Below are 15747 nucleotides of genomic sequence, written 5' to 3'. Positions count from 1 at the left end.
CGGAAAGAGCTGCCTCGCATAGCAGGCTACGAAGGGCTGTTAGCACGCTAGTTGTGGTAACGCGCAGTTAGGCGAAGCGCATATGAAGCAGCTGGTCATCCGTACCGCGCTCGGTGCGGGGATGCCGCTCGCGGGGACGGGGTGTGCGATGTCCACCGCGATCCTCGATACCGTGGCGGCGACCCGCGACGGCGATCCGTTCGACGCGTCCAGCCTGACCGAGGATTATGAGCTCGGGCTGCGGATCGCCCAGCTCGGCGGGGCCGGACGGTTTGCCCGCATCGTCGACGATGCGGGCGCGCTGATCGCGGTGCGGGCGTTCTTCCCGGCGACCTTCGACGCCGCCGTCCGGCAAAAGGCGCGCTGGATGACCGGGATCGCGCTGGCCGGCTGGGACCGGACCGGCTGGGCTCGTCCGCAGGCGCTGGCCGACCACTGGATGCGGATGCGCGACCGGCGGGCGCCGCTCAGCATGGTCGTGCTGGCCGCCGCCTATGTCGGGCTGACCGCCTGGATCCTGACGTTCCTGGTTCATGCGATGGTCCCCGCCGCGCAGGGCTGGCCGGCGATGCCGGTCGTCTGGCTGGCGGGGGCGAATATCGGGCTTCTCGTGTGGCGGCTCGGCATGCGGATGGCCTTCACCGCGCGCATCTACGGCTTGGCCGAGGCATTCTGGTCGCTGCCCCGCTTCGTCGTCGGCAATGTCATCAGCCTGATCGCCGCGCCGCGCGCCGTGGTCCGCTATATTGCGATGCTCCGCGGCGCGGCGCTGGTCTGGGACAAGACCCGGCATGAATTTCCCGATCTCCGATCGTCGGGAGGGTGAGCGGGACGCGCACGCTGCGCTACGGGTGAAGGGCGGGCGGCCGCTGCGGTTTCTCGCCGCCGCGCTCGGCGGATGGGTCGCGATGCGGATCCTGGTGCTGTCACCCTATGCCGCGGGAGTGCTGACGCCCGGCGGATCTGGCAGCCTGCAGCGTCCTACTGTCGTGGCGGGCACGCGGCACGGTCGGCAAGCTTCGCCCGCAGCCCGCGCCGTCGGTATCGCCGCTACCGACCATCGTCGCGCCACCGCCGATGCGAACATCACTGCTGCCGCGGCCCACCGCCCCGACCGGCGTGTCACGCCGCCGCAACCGCCTTACGGGGCCATCGGGCACGGTCCCCGCGCGTCGCCCGGTCATGCCCGCGCCGCGCCGATGCTTGCTGCGGTCATCCTAAAACGGCCTGCGCGCGCTGCCTACGTTCGCATGAGGCCCGCAGACCGTGACGCCACATTCGGGATGGACGTCCAGCCCGACCTTGCGCTTGACCGGCAGGGCCGGATCGCGATGCTCCCGCCGCTCGGTCCGGCCGCGATCGGCGCGACCCGTGCAACTTCGCACGCGCCGCTGAGCGTCAGCGGCTGGCTGCTCGCGCGCGGTGGCGCGTCGGGTACGGTATCGGGGGGGCAATTGGGCGCATCGCAGGCGGGGGTGCGGGCCGTCTACGGAATCGACCCATCGCGGCGGCTCGGGCTGACCGCGCGGCTCGCGGCGCCGCTCGAGGGGCGCGGACGCGAGGCGGCCCTCGGCATCGAATGGCGGCCGACCCGCTGGCCCGTCCGCCTGATCGCCGAACAGCGCTTCGTCCTCGACGGGGGCCGCGGCGGCCCGACGGTCGGCGTGATCGCGGGCTACGGCCCCGCCGAGATCGCACCTGGTGCGCGCATCGAGACCTATGGTCAGGCAGGGGCGATCATGCGCGACGGCGTCGAAGGGTTCGTCGACGCCGGTGCGCGCCTGACGCACGGCGTCGCGGAACGCGGCAGGCTCCGCCTCGACGCGGGGGTCGGCGCATGGGTGAGCGCTCAGCGGGGGGCGACACGGGGAGATATCGGTCCGTCGCTCGGCCTAGCAGCGCCGCTCGGCCGACGATCGGTCCGTCTCGCGCTCGACTGGCGCCAGCGTATCGCCGGCACCGCCCGCCCCGGCTCGGGTCCCGCACTCTCGGTCGGCAGCGACTTCTAGCCGGCCGCTAGCCCCCGCGGCCGGTTTGCGTATAACGACGCGCGTGGACCTGTATCTTCCCATCGCAAACCTGTCGGTCAATGCGCTCGTCATCATCCTGCTCGGCGGCGGTGTCGGGCTCCTGTCGGGGATGTTCGGGGTCGGCGGCGGCTTTCTGACGACGCCGCTGCTGATCGTCTATGGCATCCCGCCGACCGTCGCCGCCGCCTCGTCTGCCAGCCAGGTCACGGGGGCGAGCGTGTCGGGCGTGTTCGCGCATTTCCGCCGCAACGGCGTCGATGTGAAGATGGGCGGCGTCCTCGTCGCAGGCGGCATATTGGGCGCGTTCTTCGGCGCCTGGCTGTTCCGGCTGCTCCAGCAGAGCGGCCAGATCGATACCGTGATCGCGATCGTCTATGTCGTGATGCTCGGCTCGATCGGCGGCATGATGGCGAGCGAATCGATCGGGACGATCCGCCGCGCCCGGACCGGCCGCCCCGCCAAGCCGCGCAAGCGACGCCATCACCCGCTGGTCGCCGCGCTGCCGCTGCGGACCCGCTTCTACGCCTCGGGCCTGTATATCTCGCCGCTGGCGCCGCTGCTGCTCGGCTTTTCGACCGGGATCCTGACCATGTTGCTGGGGATCGGCGGCGGGTTCATCCTGGTACCGGCGATGATCTACCTGCTCGGCATGGCGACGTCGGTGGTGGTCGGGACCTCGCTGTTCCAGACGCTGTTCGTCACCGCGGTGGCGACGATGGTGCATGCGACGACGACCAAGGCGGTCGACATCGTGCTGGCCGGGCTGCTGCTGATCGGATCGGTCGTCGGTGCGCAGATCGGTGCGCGGTTCGCGACCAAATTCCGCCCCGAATATCTCCGTCTCGGGCTCGCCGTGATGGTCCTGCTTGTCGGCGCGCGGATCGTGCTCGGGCTGGTGTGGCGGCCCGAGGAGATCTTCTCGGTCACGCTGTCGTGAAGCCGGGCGCGCCGCTTCTCCTGCTCGCGCCGCTGCTGATGGCACAGGCCAAGCCGGTGCTCGTCCCCGACGTGTCGCAGCGCAATATCGAAATCGCCTACAGCTTCACCGGCGCCGAACTGCTGCTGTTCGGCGCGATCCTCTATCCCGGCGGGCGCCTGCCGAGCGGCGAGAGTCCCACCGACATCGTCGTCGTCGTTAAGGGGCCGACCCAGTCGATCGTGATGCGCGAGAAGGAGAAGGTCGCCGGCATCTGGGTCAACACGTCGCGGCTGCGCTATCGGTCCGCGCCCAGTTTCTATGCGATCGCCTCGTCCAAGCCGATCGGGCGGCTGGTCGACGACCGCACCCGGGCGATCTACGAACTCGGCCTCGACAGCCTGCAATTGTCGCCCGCCTCGAGCGCGCCGATTCCGACGCAGGACCGATTCCAGCGCGGCCTGGTCGACCTGAAACGGCGTGCCGGGCTGTATTACGAGGCGCCGGGCGCGGTCGAGATCACTGATGACGTGCTGTACCGTGCGCGGGTGTCGGTGCCCGCGCGCGTACCGGTCGGGCGCTTCACCGCGGAAACCTTCCTGATCCGCGATGGCCGCGTGCTGGCCGCGGCGGTGCGCGACATCGACATCCGCAAATCGGGGTTCGAACGTTTCGTCGCGCGCGCGGCCGACCGGTCGGCGATCGCCTATGGCTTGGTCGCGGTCTTTCTCTCGATCTTTCTCGGCTGGGCGGCCGGCTGGATCGCACGCCGGGTCTGAGGCCAGCACGCGCGCGGGCGCTCACGCATTCTTTACCCGTGCGCGGCATGGATGCGGACATCTGGCAAAAGCCGGAGGATCGAGGACCGACCGCCTATGACCGACATGCCCGCCGCCCATCTGTTCCAGCGGGCGATTGCCGCCGCGGCGATCGTGGACGGCGCGGGGCCGGACGCATCACCGGGGGGACAGGCTGACGCCCCGATCGGCGTCATATCCGCGATTGCCGGTGCCAGCAGCCGGGTCCTGCTCGATCGGGCCGCGATCGCGCCGCTGCTCGCGCACCCCGACGCGGTGCTCGCCGCCGCCGGCCAGGTCGGCAGCCAGGTCAAGATCCGGGTCGGCACGTCATGGATCATCGCCAATGTCCGCTCGCTCGCGCTCGAGGCGGCGATGGGCAGCGTCATCGCGGGCGAGATCGATTTCCTTGGCGAGGGGGACGAGGACCGGGCGACTGGCGCGTTGTACGGATTCCGCCGCGGCGTGACGCGCTATCCCATGCCGGGCTGCGAGGTGTTCGCGGTCACGACGCGCGACCTGCGCGAGGTCTATGCCGCCGAGGACCGCGCGAACATCGCGATCGGCACCGTCTATCCGACCGCCGACGTTCCCGCCGCGCTGTATGTCGATGCGATGCTGGGCAAGCATTTCGCGCTCGTCGGCTCGACCGGCACGGGCAAGTCGACCGCTGCCGCGCTGATCCTGCACCGGATTTGCGACCTTGCGCCGCAGGGGCATATCGTGATGATCGACCCGCATGGCGAATATGCCGCGGCCTTTGGCACGAACGGCGCGATCCACGACGTCTCGAACCTGCAAATGCCCTATTGGCTGATGAATTTCGAAGAGCATTGCGAGGTCTTCCTGACCAGCACCGGGGAACAGCGCCAGTTCGATGCAGACATCCTCGCCAAATGCCTGCTCGCCGCCCGCGCGAAGAGCCGGCTCGGCCAGGCGATCGCCAAGCTGACGGTCGACGCGCCGATCCCCTATCTGCTCAGCGACCTGACCGGCATCATCAGCCTTGAGATGGGCAAGATGGACCGCGCCGGCGACACCAGCCCCTATTTGCGGCTCAAGGGCAAGATCGACGAGATCAAGGCGGATCCGCGCTATGGCTTCATGTTCTCGGGGATGCTCGTCGCGGACACGATGGCGGCGTTTCTCCAGCGTATCTTCCGCCTGCCGGGCGACGGCCGGCCGATCTCGATCATCGACGTGTCGGGCGTGCCGTCGGACATCACCGCGGTCGTCGTCGCGATGCTCGCACGGATGACGTTCGACTTCGCGATCTGGTCGCGCAACGAGCCGCAGCGACCGATCCTGCTCGTCTGCGAGGAGGCGCATCGCTATATCCCGAACGATCGTCAGGCGGAGAGCTCGGTCGGGCGGATCCTCGGACGGATCGCCAAAGAGGGTCGCAAATACGGCGTTTCGCTCGGGTTGATCACGCAGCGCCCGTCCGATCTGGCGGAAGGCGTCCTGTCGCAGTGCGGGACGATCGTCGCGATGCGGCTCAACAACGAACGCGATCAGGCCTTTGTCCGCGCGGCGATGCCCGAGGGCGCACGCGGCTTTCTCGAATCCATCCCCGCGCTGCGCAATCGCGAGGCCATTATCTGCGGGGAGGGCGTGACGATCCCGATCCGCGTCGCGTTCGACGATCTCGAGGACACGCGCCGCCCCGCCTCGAGCGATCCGCTCTTCTCGGCGCTGTGGCGCGATGTCGGCGGCGAGGAGCAGATCATCGACCGGACGATCCTGAAATGGCGCGCGCAGGGCAAGTGAGCCGGCTGTCGGTCGTCGTGGCGGGTGCTACTCGCGGCGGCGCCTAGGCGGCGTAGTCGGTTTCGGTGATCTCGTTGTCCGCCATCAGCCGCAGCCGGTTGATCAGGCGGCATGCGATCTCCGGCTTGCCGGGCCCGTTCGGGGTGGCGAGCATCGGGATGAGCTGCTGGTCGACGAACGTGTCGGGACCCGAATAGGCCAGTGAAAAGCGCCGGAACCCCCGGTCGAGGCCGATCATGTCCGTGATGATCGTCACGTCGCTATGGCGCCGGTCGGCGCTCAGCCGCGCGAGCAGATTGGAGATCGCCGGATCCGGTCCCTCGACCAGCTGGACGAAGTGCAGATCGGTGATGATCAGCGCACCGGTGATGCCGGCCTGCGCGTTGCGCGCGCGGGAATCGTTGACGATGTCCATCAGCGCGCGCTGATCCATCGCGATATCGGGCTTGATCTTGCTCAGATACAGCACCGTCCGCAAGGCCGGCACGGGCGTCGCGCGGGCGGGCCGGATCGCGGTGACGGGTGTCGGGCGCGGTTGCGGTCGGCTGGCACCGCGCAGGGCCCAGTCCTGCTCGCGGCGCATCGCGCGTCCCGGAACATAGCCCTGGATCGAGATCAGCCGTCCGGTCGCGGTCGAGGAGAGCCCTGTCTGCATGATCGTCACATATCCGGTAAAGCGATGGTGCATCTCGCCTAGCATGGTGCATGACAGCACTGTAATATCGTAGAACTACGAACCGGACTTTAGTATGGGCGCCGCATCCGTGATCAGGATCGACAGCGGCCTAGTCTGCGAGAATTTGAAAAGATGATCGATCAATAGTGCGCGCAGTTGGTACGGCCATCTGCGGGGACTCGACGCCGGGTGCAGACACGTACGGCGCGGCGCGCGTCGCTAGGTGCCGGTGCGGACCGCGAGCAGGCGGGCGACCCGCGCCTTGAACGCGCGCAATGCCGGGCCGGACAGCCGTGCCGCGCTCGCCAGCGATACCGATCGCGGATTGATCGCGCCGCCGTTCCTCCACACTTCCCAGTGGAGATGCGGCCCCGTCGACATACCGGTCGAGCCGACATAGCCGATGACCTGGCCCTGGCGTACGCGCGTGCCCGATGCGACCGCGATCCGGCTCATATGGCCATAGCCGCTCGCCAGACCGCCGCCGTGGACGAGCTTGACGAAATTGCCATAGCCGCCGGTCCGGCCCGCGAAGCTCACCACCCCGTCGGTCATCGCATGGATTGGCGCGCCCCTCGGCGCCCCGATGTCGAGTCCCTTGTGCATCCGCGTGAAGCCGAGCAGCGGATGCACGCGCAGGCCGAAACCGGACGTGATGCGGCCGATCACCGGCATGCCCGACACGGCGCGGCGTTCGGTCTGGCCATTGGCATCGAACCAGCCGCCGCGACCGGCGTCTTCGCCCTCTGCAGTGGCGAGATCCGACTGGTTGTTGGTCGCAGCGGCCGGTGCGAAGCGGACGAGTTGCAGCGTGCGCCGTCCCTGGTCGATCCCGGCGAACAGCAGCGCGCCGATCCGCGTTTCGCCGGTCGCGGCGCGTTCGCGGGCAACGATCAGGTCGAAACGGTCCGTCGCGCTGACGTCGCGACCGATCGACAGCCGCGTCGCGATCGCCTTGATATAGGTCTCGACCGCCTTGGCGGGGACACCGGCGGCGCGCATCGACCGGTAGAGGCTCGATCCGGCGAGCCCCTGGATCCGCAGCGGGGTGCGATCGACCGCGATCGCCGCGCGCGTCATCGCCAGACCCGCTGCGGTGCGGTGCAGTGATACGTCGAGGTCGAACCGTGCGCGCACCGCGAGCGATTCGAGTGGGCGGGCTACCGTGCGATCCGCGCGCCGGCCCAGCGTCAGCGCGATCCGCGTGCCCGCCGGGATCGCGCCGGGATCGACCGTCTGCGCGATCAGCGCCGATGCAGCACTGGCGTCACGCCGGCTGACGCCCGCGCGGATCAAGACCCGGTCGAACGCATCGCCCTGACCCAGTGTCGCGGCAAGGTCGACGCTTGGCCGTTCGGGGGCCTGCGCGAGCGGTACGACAAGGTCGTTCGCCGCCATCCGCCGCCCCGTATCCGCGCCCTGGCCGAGCGGCGCGATCGCCAGTGCCCGCGCCTGCTCGCGTGCCGAACCGGCCAGCGGTGCGGGGACGCTGCCGGTCAGCGGACGAAAGCCGGGGGCGAGCATGACGGTTGCCGCACACAGCGCGGTGCAGGTCGCGAGGCCGCGCCACCACGTCGCACTACCGATCGCGCTGCCCAGATCGGGCACCCAGTCGATCCGTGCTGCGGCGTCGTGCAACCGCGTGACGCCCCGGGGAATTGCGTCGGAACCGGTGGCGGCGGCGCGCCCGAAACCTCGGGCGTCGATGCCGCCTGCCAGCCCCAGTTCCTGCTCCGTCCCTAGATACACGTCGCGCACCTCGTGGCCCAAATTCCTGGCGCACATTTCCGGCCAGGCTCGCCGTTCCCCCCGGCGCGGGTCGGAGTCCTGTGCAGCAAGGGTCCTAAAGTCAAATTAACCCGCCGCACGCCCGCCACGCGTGGCGACGAGGCGTGGTGCGGCGGGGGCGGACGGAAATCCGTGCGCGGAATACGGCGAACTTGTCCTGCCGGTCATTGCGCCGCGCGGCCTTACGCCCGATGTTCTGGGCTATGAGTGACGATGTGTCCGGCGGCGTGACCGCGGTCCTGGGGCCGACCAACACAGGCAAGACGCACCTCGCGATCGAGCGGATGTGCGCGCATTCGAGCGGCATGATCGGCTTCCCGCTGCGCCTGCTCGCGCGCGAGGTCTATGACCGGGTGGTCGCGATCAAGGGTGCGAACCGCGTCGCGCTGGTCACCGGCGAGGAAAAGATCATGCCGCCCGATGCGCGCTGGCTGCTCTGCACCGCCGAATCGATGCCCGACCGCGACGTCGCCTTTGTCGGGCTGGACGAGGCGCAGCTGGGCGCCGATCCCGAGCGCGGCCATGTCTTCACCGACCGGCTGCTGCGTGCCCGCGGACGCGAGGAGACGATGATTCTCGGCTCCGAGGCGCTGCGACCGATGATCAAGGCGCTCGTGCCCGGGGCGGAGATCGTCAACCGCCCGCGCTTCTCGACGCTCACCTATGCGGGCGCCAAGAAGATCAGCCGCCTGCCCAAACGGTCCGCGATCGTCGCCTTCTCGGCCGAGGAGGTCTATGCGGTCGCCGAGATGCTCCGCCGGCTGCGCGGTGGTGCGGCGGTGGTGATGGGCGCGCTGTCACCGCGTACCCGCAACGCGCAGGTCGCGATGTTCCAGGCGGGCGAGGTCGATTATCTCGTCGCCACCGACGCGATCGGCATGGGGCTCAACATGGACGTCGCGCATGTCGCGTTCGCGAGCCTCAACAAATTCGACGGCAAGCGCCAGCGCCGCCTGACGGTGGCCGAGATGGCGCAGATCGCTGGCCGTGCGGGCCGGCATCAGCGCGACGGGACGTTCGGCGCGCTGTCCGATGACGGGCCGGGCGCGTTCCTGCCCGAAGAGGTGCTCGCGATCGAGGAACACCGCTTCCCGCGTCTCGAAAATCTCTACTGGCGGCAGGGCGAACCCGATTTCGCCAGCATCGACGCGCTGGTTGCCAGCCTCGAGGCGCGTCCGCCCGCCGGCGTCCTGCGTGCCGCACCCCAGGCGCTCGACCTCGGCGTGCTCAAGCGGCTCGCCGAGGAGGGCTGGGTGCGCGAACGGACGCGGCATCCGAAGATGGTCGCGCGGCTCTGGGCGGCGTGCGGCATCCCCGATTTCCGCAAGGTCGGGCTCGACCCGCATGCGCGCTTCGTCTCGCGCGTGTTCGGGCATCTCAGCGAGGGGCGGGGGCATATCCCGCACCAATGGTTCGCCGACGAGATCGCGCGGCTCGACACCGTCGCGGGCGACGTGCCGGTCATCGCGGGCCGGATCGCGGCGACCCGGATCTGGGCCTATATCGCGCAGCGGGCCGACTGGCTCGCCGAGCCCGCGCACTGGGCCGCGCGCACAGCCGCGCTCGAGGAGCGTTTGTCCGATGCGCTCCATGCCAGTCTGACGCAGCGCTTCGTCGACAAGCGCACGACCGCGCTGATGCGTCAGATCGGCGCGGACGCCGCGTCGCTTCCCGTCGTGATCGGTCCGGAGGGCGAGGTGATGGTCGAGGATCACCCGATCGGCCGCCTCGATGGATTCCGCTTCACCGTCGCCGCCGACGCGCGCGCCAGCGACAAGCGCCTGCTGCTCGCCGCCGCCGAGAAGCGGCTGGCGGGCGAACGCACGCGGCGCGGCCAGTCGCTCGTCGATGCGCCGGACGCGGATATCACGCTCGACGAGTCGGCGCAGATCGTCTGGGCGGGGCATCCGGTCGCCCGACTCGGCGCTGGCCCGTCCTTCGCCCGCCCGAAACTGATCCTCGATCGCGCGCTCGACTGTCTCGACAAGGCGGCGCGCGAGCGGATCGAGACGCGCCTGTCGCGCTGGCTCGCGGCGATGCTCAAGCGGCGGCTCGCGGTGCTCGTCGATCTTGCCGCGCTCAGCCGCGACGCGGACGCGACCCCGGCGCTGCGCGCGGTCGCCAGCGCGATCGAGGAAGCGGGCGGGATCCTGCCCCGCCTGCCGATGCGGCTCGCGCTCGACGCGGTCGATCCCGACGAGCGCAAGCGGTTGCGCAAGATCGGCATCATGGTCGGCGCGCTCGACCTGTTCGACATCCGCCTGCTCAAGCCCGAGCCGGCGCGCTGGCGCCGTATCCTCGCCGGCATCCGCGGGACGGTGATCACCGCGCCGCGCGACGGGGCGACCGTGCTCGCACGCGGCAGCGACGGCGCGACGCTCGAGGCCGGGTTCCGCCCGCTGGGGCTCCAGGCGGTGCGTGTCGACCTGATCGAGCGTATCGCCCGCGCCGCGCATGATTCGCGCACCGGCCGCGCACCGTTCGCGCCCGACCCGGCGCTCGCGACCTCGATCGGGCTCGAGCCTGCGTCGATCGAGCGGCTGATGGCCGAGCTCGGCTTCAAGGCGCTGGCGGGCGACACGCCGCGTTGGGTCTGGCGCGGCCGCCCGCCCGCGCGCGCGGTCCCTGCGACGCCGATCGACCCGTCGCGGCAGAACGCGTTTGCCGGGCTCGCCGCACTGGTCCGCCATGGTTGAAGGCGCGATGCGGATCGATCGGTTCCTGTGGTTCGTCCGGCTCGCCAAGACGCGCAGCGCGGCCCAGGCGATCGCCGAGAAGGGGCATCTGCGAATCGACGGCCGCGCGATCGACCGCGCACACTGTCCCGTCCGGATCGGCAACGTCCTCACCTTCGCCGCCAACGACCGCGTCCGCGTAATCCGCATCGAGGCACTGCCGACACGCCGCGGTCCCGCCCCCGAAGCGCAGGCGTGCTATCAAGACCTGATCGCCGGCCAGACCCCCGCCCTCGACCAACCGAATCCTCCCCCTGGCGGGGAAGGATAAGCCAGCGGCAAAGCCTGATAACGTCTCGCAGAAGGCTTGCTATGATTGACGCGACGGGCCTGCGCGCATAGTCGCAGGCCGTTCGTCGCCGGGAAGGAATCCGGCCCAGGAGTTCTGCAATGACCTACGTCGTCACCGATGCCTGCATCCGCTGCAAGTACATGGATTGCGTGGAAGTGTGCCCGGTCGATTGCTTCTACGAGGGCGAGAACATGCTGGTGATCAATCCCAGCGAGTGCATCGACTGTGGCGTGTGCGAACCCGAATGCCCCGCGGAGGCGATCCTGCCCGATACCGAGAGCGGGCTGGAGCAGTGGCTTGAGCTCAACACGACCTTCTCTGCGCAATGGCCCAACGTCACTCGCAACGACAACCAGACGCCGCCCGATGCGGACGCGATGAAGGGCGTTGAGGGCAAGTTCGACAAGTATTTCTCGCCGGAGCCCGGCGCCGGCGACTGAAAATCGCACGAAATTCGTGTCTTTATGGCGGATTGGGGCACGAGGGCTGCCACGATCGGCTGGTAATTTTGTTGCAAAGATGGTAATTGGGTCCGTGACGGGCGCGATATGTCAAGTCGTCCGCCTGGAGTATGTTCGAACCCTATTCCTCCACGGTGCAATCCGGCGAACGCGTCGCTGTGGCACCGCGTGGAGGCATTGATCCGGAAAGGCCCCCAATGGCTGCCAAGGCACTGTCCTTCGACGTCGGTGATTTCGTCGTTTACCCAAAGCACGGAGTCGGCCGTGTGATCGAGCTGCAACGCTCGGAAATCGCCGGCATGACGCTCGAACTTTACGTCCTCCGTTTCGAGAAGGAGCGCATGACGCTCCGCGTTCCGACCAACAAGGCCGAAAGCGTCGGCATGCGCAAATTGTCCTCGGACAAGACCATGCGCGAGGCGATGGACACGCTCAAGGGCAAGCCCAAGGTCAAGCGCACCATGTGGTCGCGCCGCGCGCAGGAATATGAGGCGAAGATCAATTCGGGCGACCTCGTGTCGATCGCCGAAGTGGTCCGCGATCTGTTCCGCGCCGACGACCAGCCCGAGCAGAGCTATTCCGAGCGTCAGATCTTTGAAGGTGCGACCAGCCGTCTCGCCCGCGAACTCGCCGCGATGGAAGAGATTGACGAGCCCAAGGCGCAGGAGAAGATCCTCGACATCCTCCGCGCCGCCGCCGCGATCTACAACAAGGACAAGCTGCCCGCCTGACCGCTGGCGCTTCGTTCGATGACGCAAGGGCGGTCCCGCGGGGCCGCCCTTTTGCGTTTCTGGCCCGCCGGCCGATGACCACCACGGATTCCGCTTCCGCCTCTCGCCGATCGGGTGTATTGTTTGGGCAATACACAGGAGGATGCCATGAAGTATCTCGCGCTCGGTCTGATGATGCCGCTTGCCGCCTGCTCGTTCGGCTGGTCGGGGGACGATGACGGGGCGGGGGCATCGCCGAGCGGCACCGGCACGACCCGCACCTATATGGTCAGCGATTTCAGCACGATCGACCTGCGCGGTGCGAGCGATGTCGATGTGCGCGTGGGAACTGGCTTTTCGGTGCGTGCGCAGGGGCCTGCCGAGGCGCTCGACCGGCTGACGATCGAGCGGGACGGCGACACGCTCGAGATCGGGCGGCGCAAGGGCGTCAATCTCAACTGGGGGCGATCGGGCAAGGTCAAGGTCTTCGTCACGCTGCCGCGGCTGGCGGCGGCGGCGATATCGGGATCGGGGGACATGACCGTCGACCGGGTCGAGGGAACGCGATTCGCAGCCGATGTCGCAGGGTCCGGCAGCCTGGGCGTCGCGGCAGTGAAGGTCGACGATCTCGCCGTCTCGATCGCGGGCTCGGGCAGCGTCTCGGCGGCAGGATCCGCGCGCGCGCTCGCGGTCGAGATCGCCGGCTCGGGGGATGTCGACGCAGCCGGGCTCAAGGCCCGGTCCGCGCGGGTCGAGATTGCCGGCTCGGGCAGCGTCCGCGCGGTCGTCGATGGCCCTGCCACCGTCGACATGATGGGGTCGGGCGATGTCGACCTGGGCAGCGCGGCGCGGTGCACCGTGTCCAAGATGGGCTCCGGCTCGGTCCGCTGCGCACCGTGACCCGCTGCGCGCACGGCTTGCGTCGGTGCGCCGAAGCGGCAACGATCTGGCGATGATCCGTTTTCTTGTCCTGCCGCTCCTGTTTGCCTGTCCCGTTGCCGCAGCCGCGGCCGATCGTAGCGTGTCGGTGGGCAGCTTCGAGCGGGTCCGGATCGACGGTCCGTTCGACGTGCGCCTCGTCACGGGATCGCCCGGCGCAAAGGTCTCGGGGGATCCGCATGCGACCGAGGCGGTCGACATCCGCGTTGACGGTGCGACGCTGTCGGTCCGGCGGAGCACGAGCCGCTGGGGCGAGCGCCCCGAGATGGGGGCGCAGCGCCCGGTCATCGTGACGCTGTCCACCCCGCGTCTTGCCTTTGCCAGCGTCGTGGCGGGGGGGCGGCTGACGATCGATCGCATGAAGGGGCTGCGGCTGGATCTCGCGGTCAGCGGTGCAGGCAGCCTTGCGGTGAACGATGCGCAGGCGGACCAGCTGAACGCCACCGTCATCGGCACGGGGCGGATGACGCTGGCAGGGCGCAGTGCGCGCGCGCGTCTGACCGTCAGTGGTCCGGGGCTGATCGACGCGACCGCACTTGCCGTCGATGATCTCGTCGTCATGCAGGACGGCGTCGGCGAAACCCGCGCCTCGGCGCGCCGCACCGCGCAGGTGACGAACGGCGGGGCCGGATCGGTCACGGTCGCGGGCACCGCCGCCTGCACGGTCCGGGCCGCGGCGACCGGCCCGGTGATCTGCGGCCGCTAGCCGCGCAGGCTAGATCAGCGCGAGTTCGGCGAGCTTGGTCATCAGCGCGGGCGGCATGATGTCGAGCCCGGTCGCGTCGCCGCCGAGGTCGAGCGGCGCATCGGCGCCCTCCAGATACCGCCACCCCTGATGTGCGCGCTTCGGCCGCGCTTGAACGAGCACCAGTCTGGGGTCGATATGGATCGCGACGCGTCCGCCCTCCGCCTCGCCAAAGCCCAGGATCGGCGACCGCGCGATCAGCTGGTGCTTAAGGATCCAGTACATCGAACCGCCCTCGCCGACCGGCCCCGCCACCTCCTCGTGCCGCTTGGGCAGGTAGCGAGTGGTGAGGAACACGGGGCCCTCTTCGCCGCGCAGCCGCAGGCGCTCCGCCAGATGGTCGACGCTGTCCGCGCCGAACGCGACTTTGGTGAGGTGAAGCGGCATCCGTCTGGAAATGGGCGCTAATCCGCGCCAGTCAACCGGAACGTCAACCGTGCAGCCCCCACAGGCTGGCAAGGCCGAGGAACGAGAAGAACCCCATCGTGTCGGTCATCGTCGTCACGAACACCGCCGACGAGACCGCGGGATCGATCCGGAACTTGTCGAGCGTGATCGGGACCAGCACGCCGGAAAGCCCTGCGGTGATGTTGTTGGTGAGCATCGCCGCCGCGATCACGATCGACAGATCGGTGTTGCGGAAGATCACATAGGTGCCAAGCCCGATCAGCGTGCCCAGCATGACGCCATTGGCCGTGGCGATCCGGAATTCGCGGACGATCATCCGCTTGGTGTTCGAACTCGTCAGCTGGTTGGTCGCGAGCGCGCGGACCACGACCGCGAGCGTCTGCGTCCCGGCATTGCCGCCCATCCCCGATACGATCGGCATCAGCACCGCGAGCAAAGCAAAGCTCGCGATCGTCCCCTGGAACAGTCCGACGACCGACGACGCGACCATCGCAGTGCCCAGATTGACCACCAGCCAGGTGAAGCGCGTCCGCACCGTCAGCCGGATCGGCTCGTTGATGTCGCCGTCGCCTGCACCCGCCAGGCGCAGCGTATCCTCGCCCGCCTCTTCGGAAATGATGTGGACGATGTCGTCGACGGTGATCATGCCGACCAGCCGGCCGCCATGATCGACCACCGCGGCGGAGATCAGCGCATATTTCTGGAAGCGGAGCGCCACCTCTTCCTGGTCCATGTCGACCGGGATCAGCGTCTGTTCGCGCTTCATCACGTCGGCCATCGCGATCCCGCGCGGCGTGCGCAGCATCCACGACAGCTGGCACGTGCCGATCGGCTTGTGCGCGGGGTCGACGACAAAGATTTCCCAGAAATCGGTCGTCAGCTCCTCGTGACCACGCAAATAATCGATCGCGTCGCCGACGGTCCAGTGCTCGGGCACCGCGATCAGCTCGCGCTGCATCAGGCGGCCCGCGGATTCCTCGGGGTAGCTCAGCGCCTCTTCGATCGCGGCGCGATCATCGGGATCAAGCGCGCGCAGCACCGCGCGCTGCTCGTCCTCGTCCATGTCCTCGATGATCGCGACCGCGTCATCGGTATCGAGTTCGGAGGCAAGGTCGGCGACCTGGTGCGGCTCGAGCGCGTCGATCAGATCCTCGCGGACATAATCGTTCATCTCGGCGAACACGTCGCCGTCGAGCAGATCGGTGACCGCGCGCGCCAGCGCCGCACGATCCTCCTGCGGCGTCAGCTCGAACAGATCGGCGATGTCGGCAGGGTGCAGCGGCTCGACCAGCGCGCGCGCCGCCGCATTGTCGCCGTCCTCGACCGCGTCCAGCACGGCGCGGACGAACTCGGGCCGCAACCGGTCGTCGCGATCAAGCTGGGTTTCGGGCTGGGTCTCGGTTTCGACCTCGGGAAGCTCGAGTTCGCTCATGGCTGCCTCCCTTAAAAGCGTGCGCCTTGGGCCCTAACGCGCCGCGCA

The 15747-nt window shown here is 68.9% G+C and carries 14 protein-coding genes and 1 pseudogene; 11 read left to right on the top strand and 4 right to left on the bottom strand.

Annotated features, from left to right (window positions below):
* Window positions 1-67 precede the first annotated feature (67 nt).
* From sphst_RS01175 to sphst_RS01155, 5 genes and pseudogenes are all read left to right on the top strand, one after another.
* Window positions 68-826 (top strand): annotated as a pseudogene (locus sphst_RS01175) (glycosyltransferase family 2 protein); the annotation flags it as partial.
* Entirely contained in the window at window positions 792-2009 is a 1218-nt protein-coding gene (locus sphst_RS21015; protein WP_234387249.1) for a hypothetical protein, read from the top strand. The pseudogene sphst_RS01175 and the gene sphst_RS21015, both read left to right, overlap by 35 nt.
* Window positions 2010-2052: 43 nt before the next feature.
* The gene (locus tag sphst_RS01165; RefSeq protein WP_037529957.1) at window positions 2053-2967 is read left to right on the top strand and encodes a sulfite exporter TauE/SafE family protein; all 915 of its coding nucleotides are present in this window, start codon (window positions 2053-2055) and stop codon (window positions 2965-2967) included.
* A gap of 38 nt (window positions 2968-3005) precedes the next feature.
* On the top strand, window positions 3006-3725 hold the full coding sequence (locus sphst_RS01160; protein WP_052149151.1) for a TIGR02186 family protein: 720 nt from the start codon (window positions 3006-3008) through the stop codon (window positions 3723-3725).
* Window positions 3726-3821: 96 nt separating this feature from the next.
* The gene (locus sphst_RS01155; RefSeq protein ID WP_107045036.1) at window positions 3822-5513 is read left to right on the top strand and encodes an ATP-binding protein; all 1692 of its coding nucleotides are present in this window, start codon (window positions 3822-3824) and stop codon (window positions 5511-5513) included.
* A 43-nt stretch (window positions 5514-5556) separates the two neighbouring features.
* Here sphst_RS01155 and sphst_RS01150 read toward each other — a convergent pair whose 3' ends face one another.
* Window positions 5557-6201, bottom strand: coding sequence for a BLUF domain-containing protein (locus sphst_RS01150; RefSeq protein ID WP_159043444.1), 645 nt, complete (start codon window positions 6199-6201; stop codon window positions 5557-5559).
* A gap of 207 nt (window positions 6202-6408) precedes the next feature.
* Window positions 6409-7947: a M23 family metallopeptidase gene (locus tag sphst_RS01145; RefSeq protein WP_234387248.1), complete on the bottom strand. Its 1539-nt coding sequence runs from the start codon at window positions 7945-7947 to the stop codon at window positions 6409-6411.
* Between the two features lie 233 nt (window positions 7948-8180).
* Between sphst_RS01145 and sphst_RS01140 the strand changes: the two genes are divergently transcribed.
* The 6 genes from sphst_RS01140 to sphst_RS01115 all read left to right on the top strand — a co-directional run bounded on the left by sphst_RS01140 (window position 8181) and on the right by sphst_RS01115 (window position 13820).
* The gene (locus tag sphst_RS01140; RefSeq protein WP_107045035.1) at window positions 8181-10673 is read left to right on the top strand and encodes a helicase-related protein; all 2493 of its coding nucleotides are present in this window, start codon (window positions 8181-8183) and stop codon (window positions 10671-10673) included.
* 7 nt (window positions 10674-10680) lie between these two features.
* Window positions 10681-10983 (top strand): RNA-binding S4 domain-containing protein, encoded by a 303-nt coding sequence (locus sphst_RS01135; protein ID WP_081877494.1) that lies wholly within the window; start codon window positions 10681-10683, stop codon window positions 10981-10983.
* A gap of 119 nt (window positions 10984-11102) precedes the next feature.
* The gene (gene fdxA / locus sphst_RS01130) at window positions 11103-11444 is read left to right on the top strand and encodes a ferredoxin FdxA (RefSeq protein ID WP_031393648.1); all 342 of its coding nucleotides are present in this window, start codon (window positions 11103-11105) and stop codon (window positions 11442-11444) included.
* Between the two features lie 218 nt (window positions 11445-11662).
* Window positions 11663-12196 (top strand): CarD family transcriptional regulator, encoded by a 534-nt coding sequence (locus sphst_RS01125; protein WP_031393647.1) that lies wholly within the window; start codon window positions 11663-11665, stop codon window positions 12194-12196.
* 147 nt (window positions 12197-12343) lie between these two features.
* Complete coding sequence (locus sphst_RS01120; RefSeq protein ID WP_031393646.1) at window positions 12344-13075, top strand: head GIN domain-containing protein; 732 nt, start codon at window positions 12344-12346, stop codon at window positions 13073-13075.
* A gap of 52 nt (window positions 13076-13127) precedes the next feature.
* Window positions 13128-13820 carry a GIN domain-containing protein gene (locus tag sphst_RS01115; protein ID WP_159043443.1) on the top strand — a complete coding sequence of 231 codons (693 nt, stop codon included), beginning with the start codon at window positions 13128-13130 and terminating at the stop codon, window positions 13818-13820.
* Window positions 13821-13829: 9 nt separating this feature from the next.
* On the opposite strand, the gene sphst_RS01110 is transcribed toward sphst_RS01115, so the two are convergent.
* Entirely contained in the window at window positions 13830-14246 is a 417-nt protein-coding gene (locus tag sphst_RS01110; protein WP_031396430.1) for a DUF1489 family protein, read from the bottom strand.
* A 43-nt stretch (window positions 14247-14289) separates the two neighbouring features.
* Complete coding sequence (mgtE, locus tag sphst_RS01105) at window positions 14290-15699, bottom strand: magnesium transporter (RefSeq protein WP_031440994.1); 1410 nt, start codon at window positions 15697-15699, stop codon at window positions 14290-14292.
* Window positions 15700-15747 lie beyond the last annotated feature (48 nt).

It is taken from the genome of Sphingomonas sp. STIS6.2, from assembly GCF_000732685.2.
In the GTDB taxonomy this organism is placed as follows: domain Bacteria; phylum Pseudomonadota; class Alphaproteobacteria; order Sphingomonadales; family Sphingomonadaceae; genus Sphingomonas; species Sphingomonas aerolata.
Note: the sequence above shows the minus strand (reverse complement) of the source record. Positions and strands in the feature narration are given on the sequence as shown.

Bases quoted from the DNA above. Each gene is read 5' to 3' on its own strand.
- sphst_RS01155 (WP_107045036.1), top strand. From the start codon at position 3,822: ATGACCGACATGCCCGCCGCCCATCTGTTCCAGCGGGCGATTGCCGCC.
- sphst_RS21015 (WP_234387249.1), top strand. From the start codon at position 792: ATGAATTTCCCGATCTCCGATCGTCGGGAGGGTGAGCGGGACGCGCAC.
- sphst_RS01150 (WP_159043444.1), bottom strand. From the start codon at position 6,201: ATGCACCATCGCTTTACCGGATATGTGACGATCATGCAGACAGGGCTC.
- sphst_RS01110 (WP_031396430.1), bottom strand. From the start codon at position 14,246: ATGCCGCTTCACCTCACCAAAGTCGCGTTCGGCGCGGACAGCGTCGAC.
- sphst_RS01120 (WP_031393646.1), top strand. From the start codon at position 12,344: ATGAAGTATCTCGCGCTCGGTCTGATGATGCCGCTTGCCGCCTGCTCG.
- mgtE (WP_031440994.1), bottom strand. From the start codon at position 15,699: ATGAGCGAACTCGAGCTTCCCGAGGTCGAAACCGAGACCCAGCCCGAA.
- sphst_RS01140 (WP_107045035.1), top strand. From the start codon at position 8,181: ATGAGTGACGATGTGTCCGGCGGCGTGACCGCGGTCCTGGGGCCGACC.
- sphst_RS01160 (WP_052149151.1), top strand. From the start codon at position 3,006: ATGGCACAGGCCAAGCCGGTGCTCGTCCCCGACGTGTCGCAGCGCAAT.
- sphst_RS01135 (WP_081877494.1), top strand. From the start codon at position 10,681: ATGCGGATCGATCGGTTCCTGTGGTTCGTCCGGCTCGCCAAGACGCGC.
- sphst_RS01125 (WP_031393647.1), top strand. From the start codon at position 11,663: ATGGCTGCCAAGGCACTGTCCTTCGACGTCGGTGATTTCGTCGTTTAC.
- sphst_RS01115 (WP_159043443.1), top strand. From the start codon at position 13,128: ATGATCCGTTTTCTTGTCCTGCCGCTCCTGTTTGCCTGTCCCGTTGCC.
- fdxA (WP_031393648.1), top strand. From the start codon at position 11,103: ATGACCTACGTCGTCACCGATGCCTGCATCCGCTGCAAGTACATGGAT.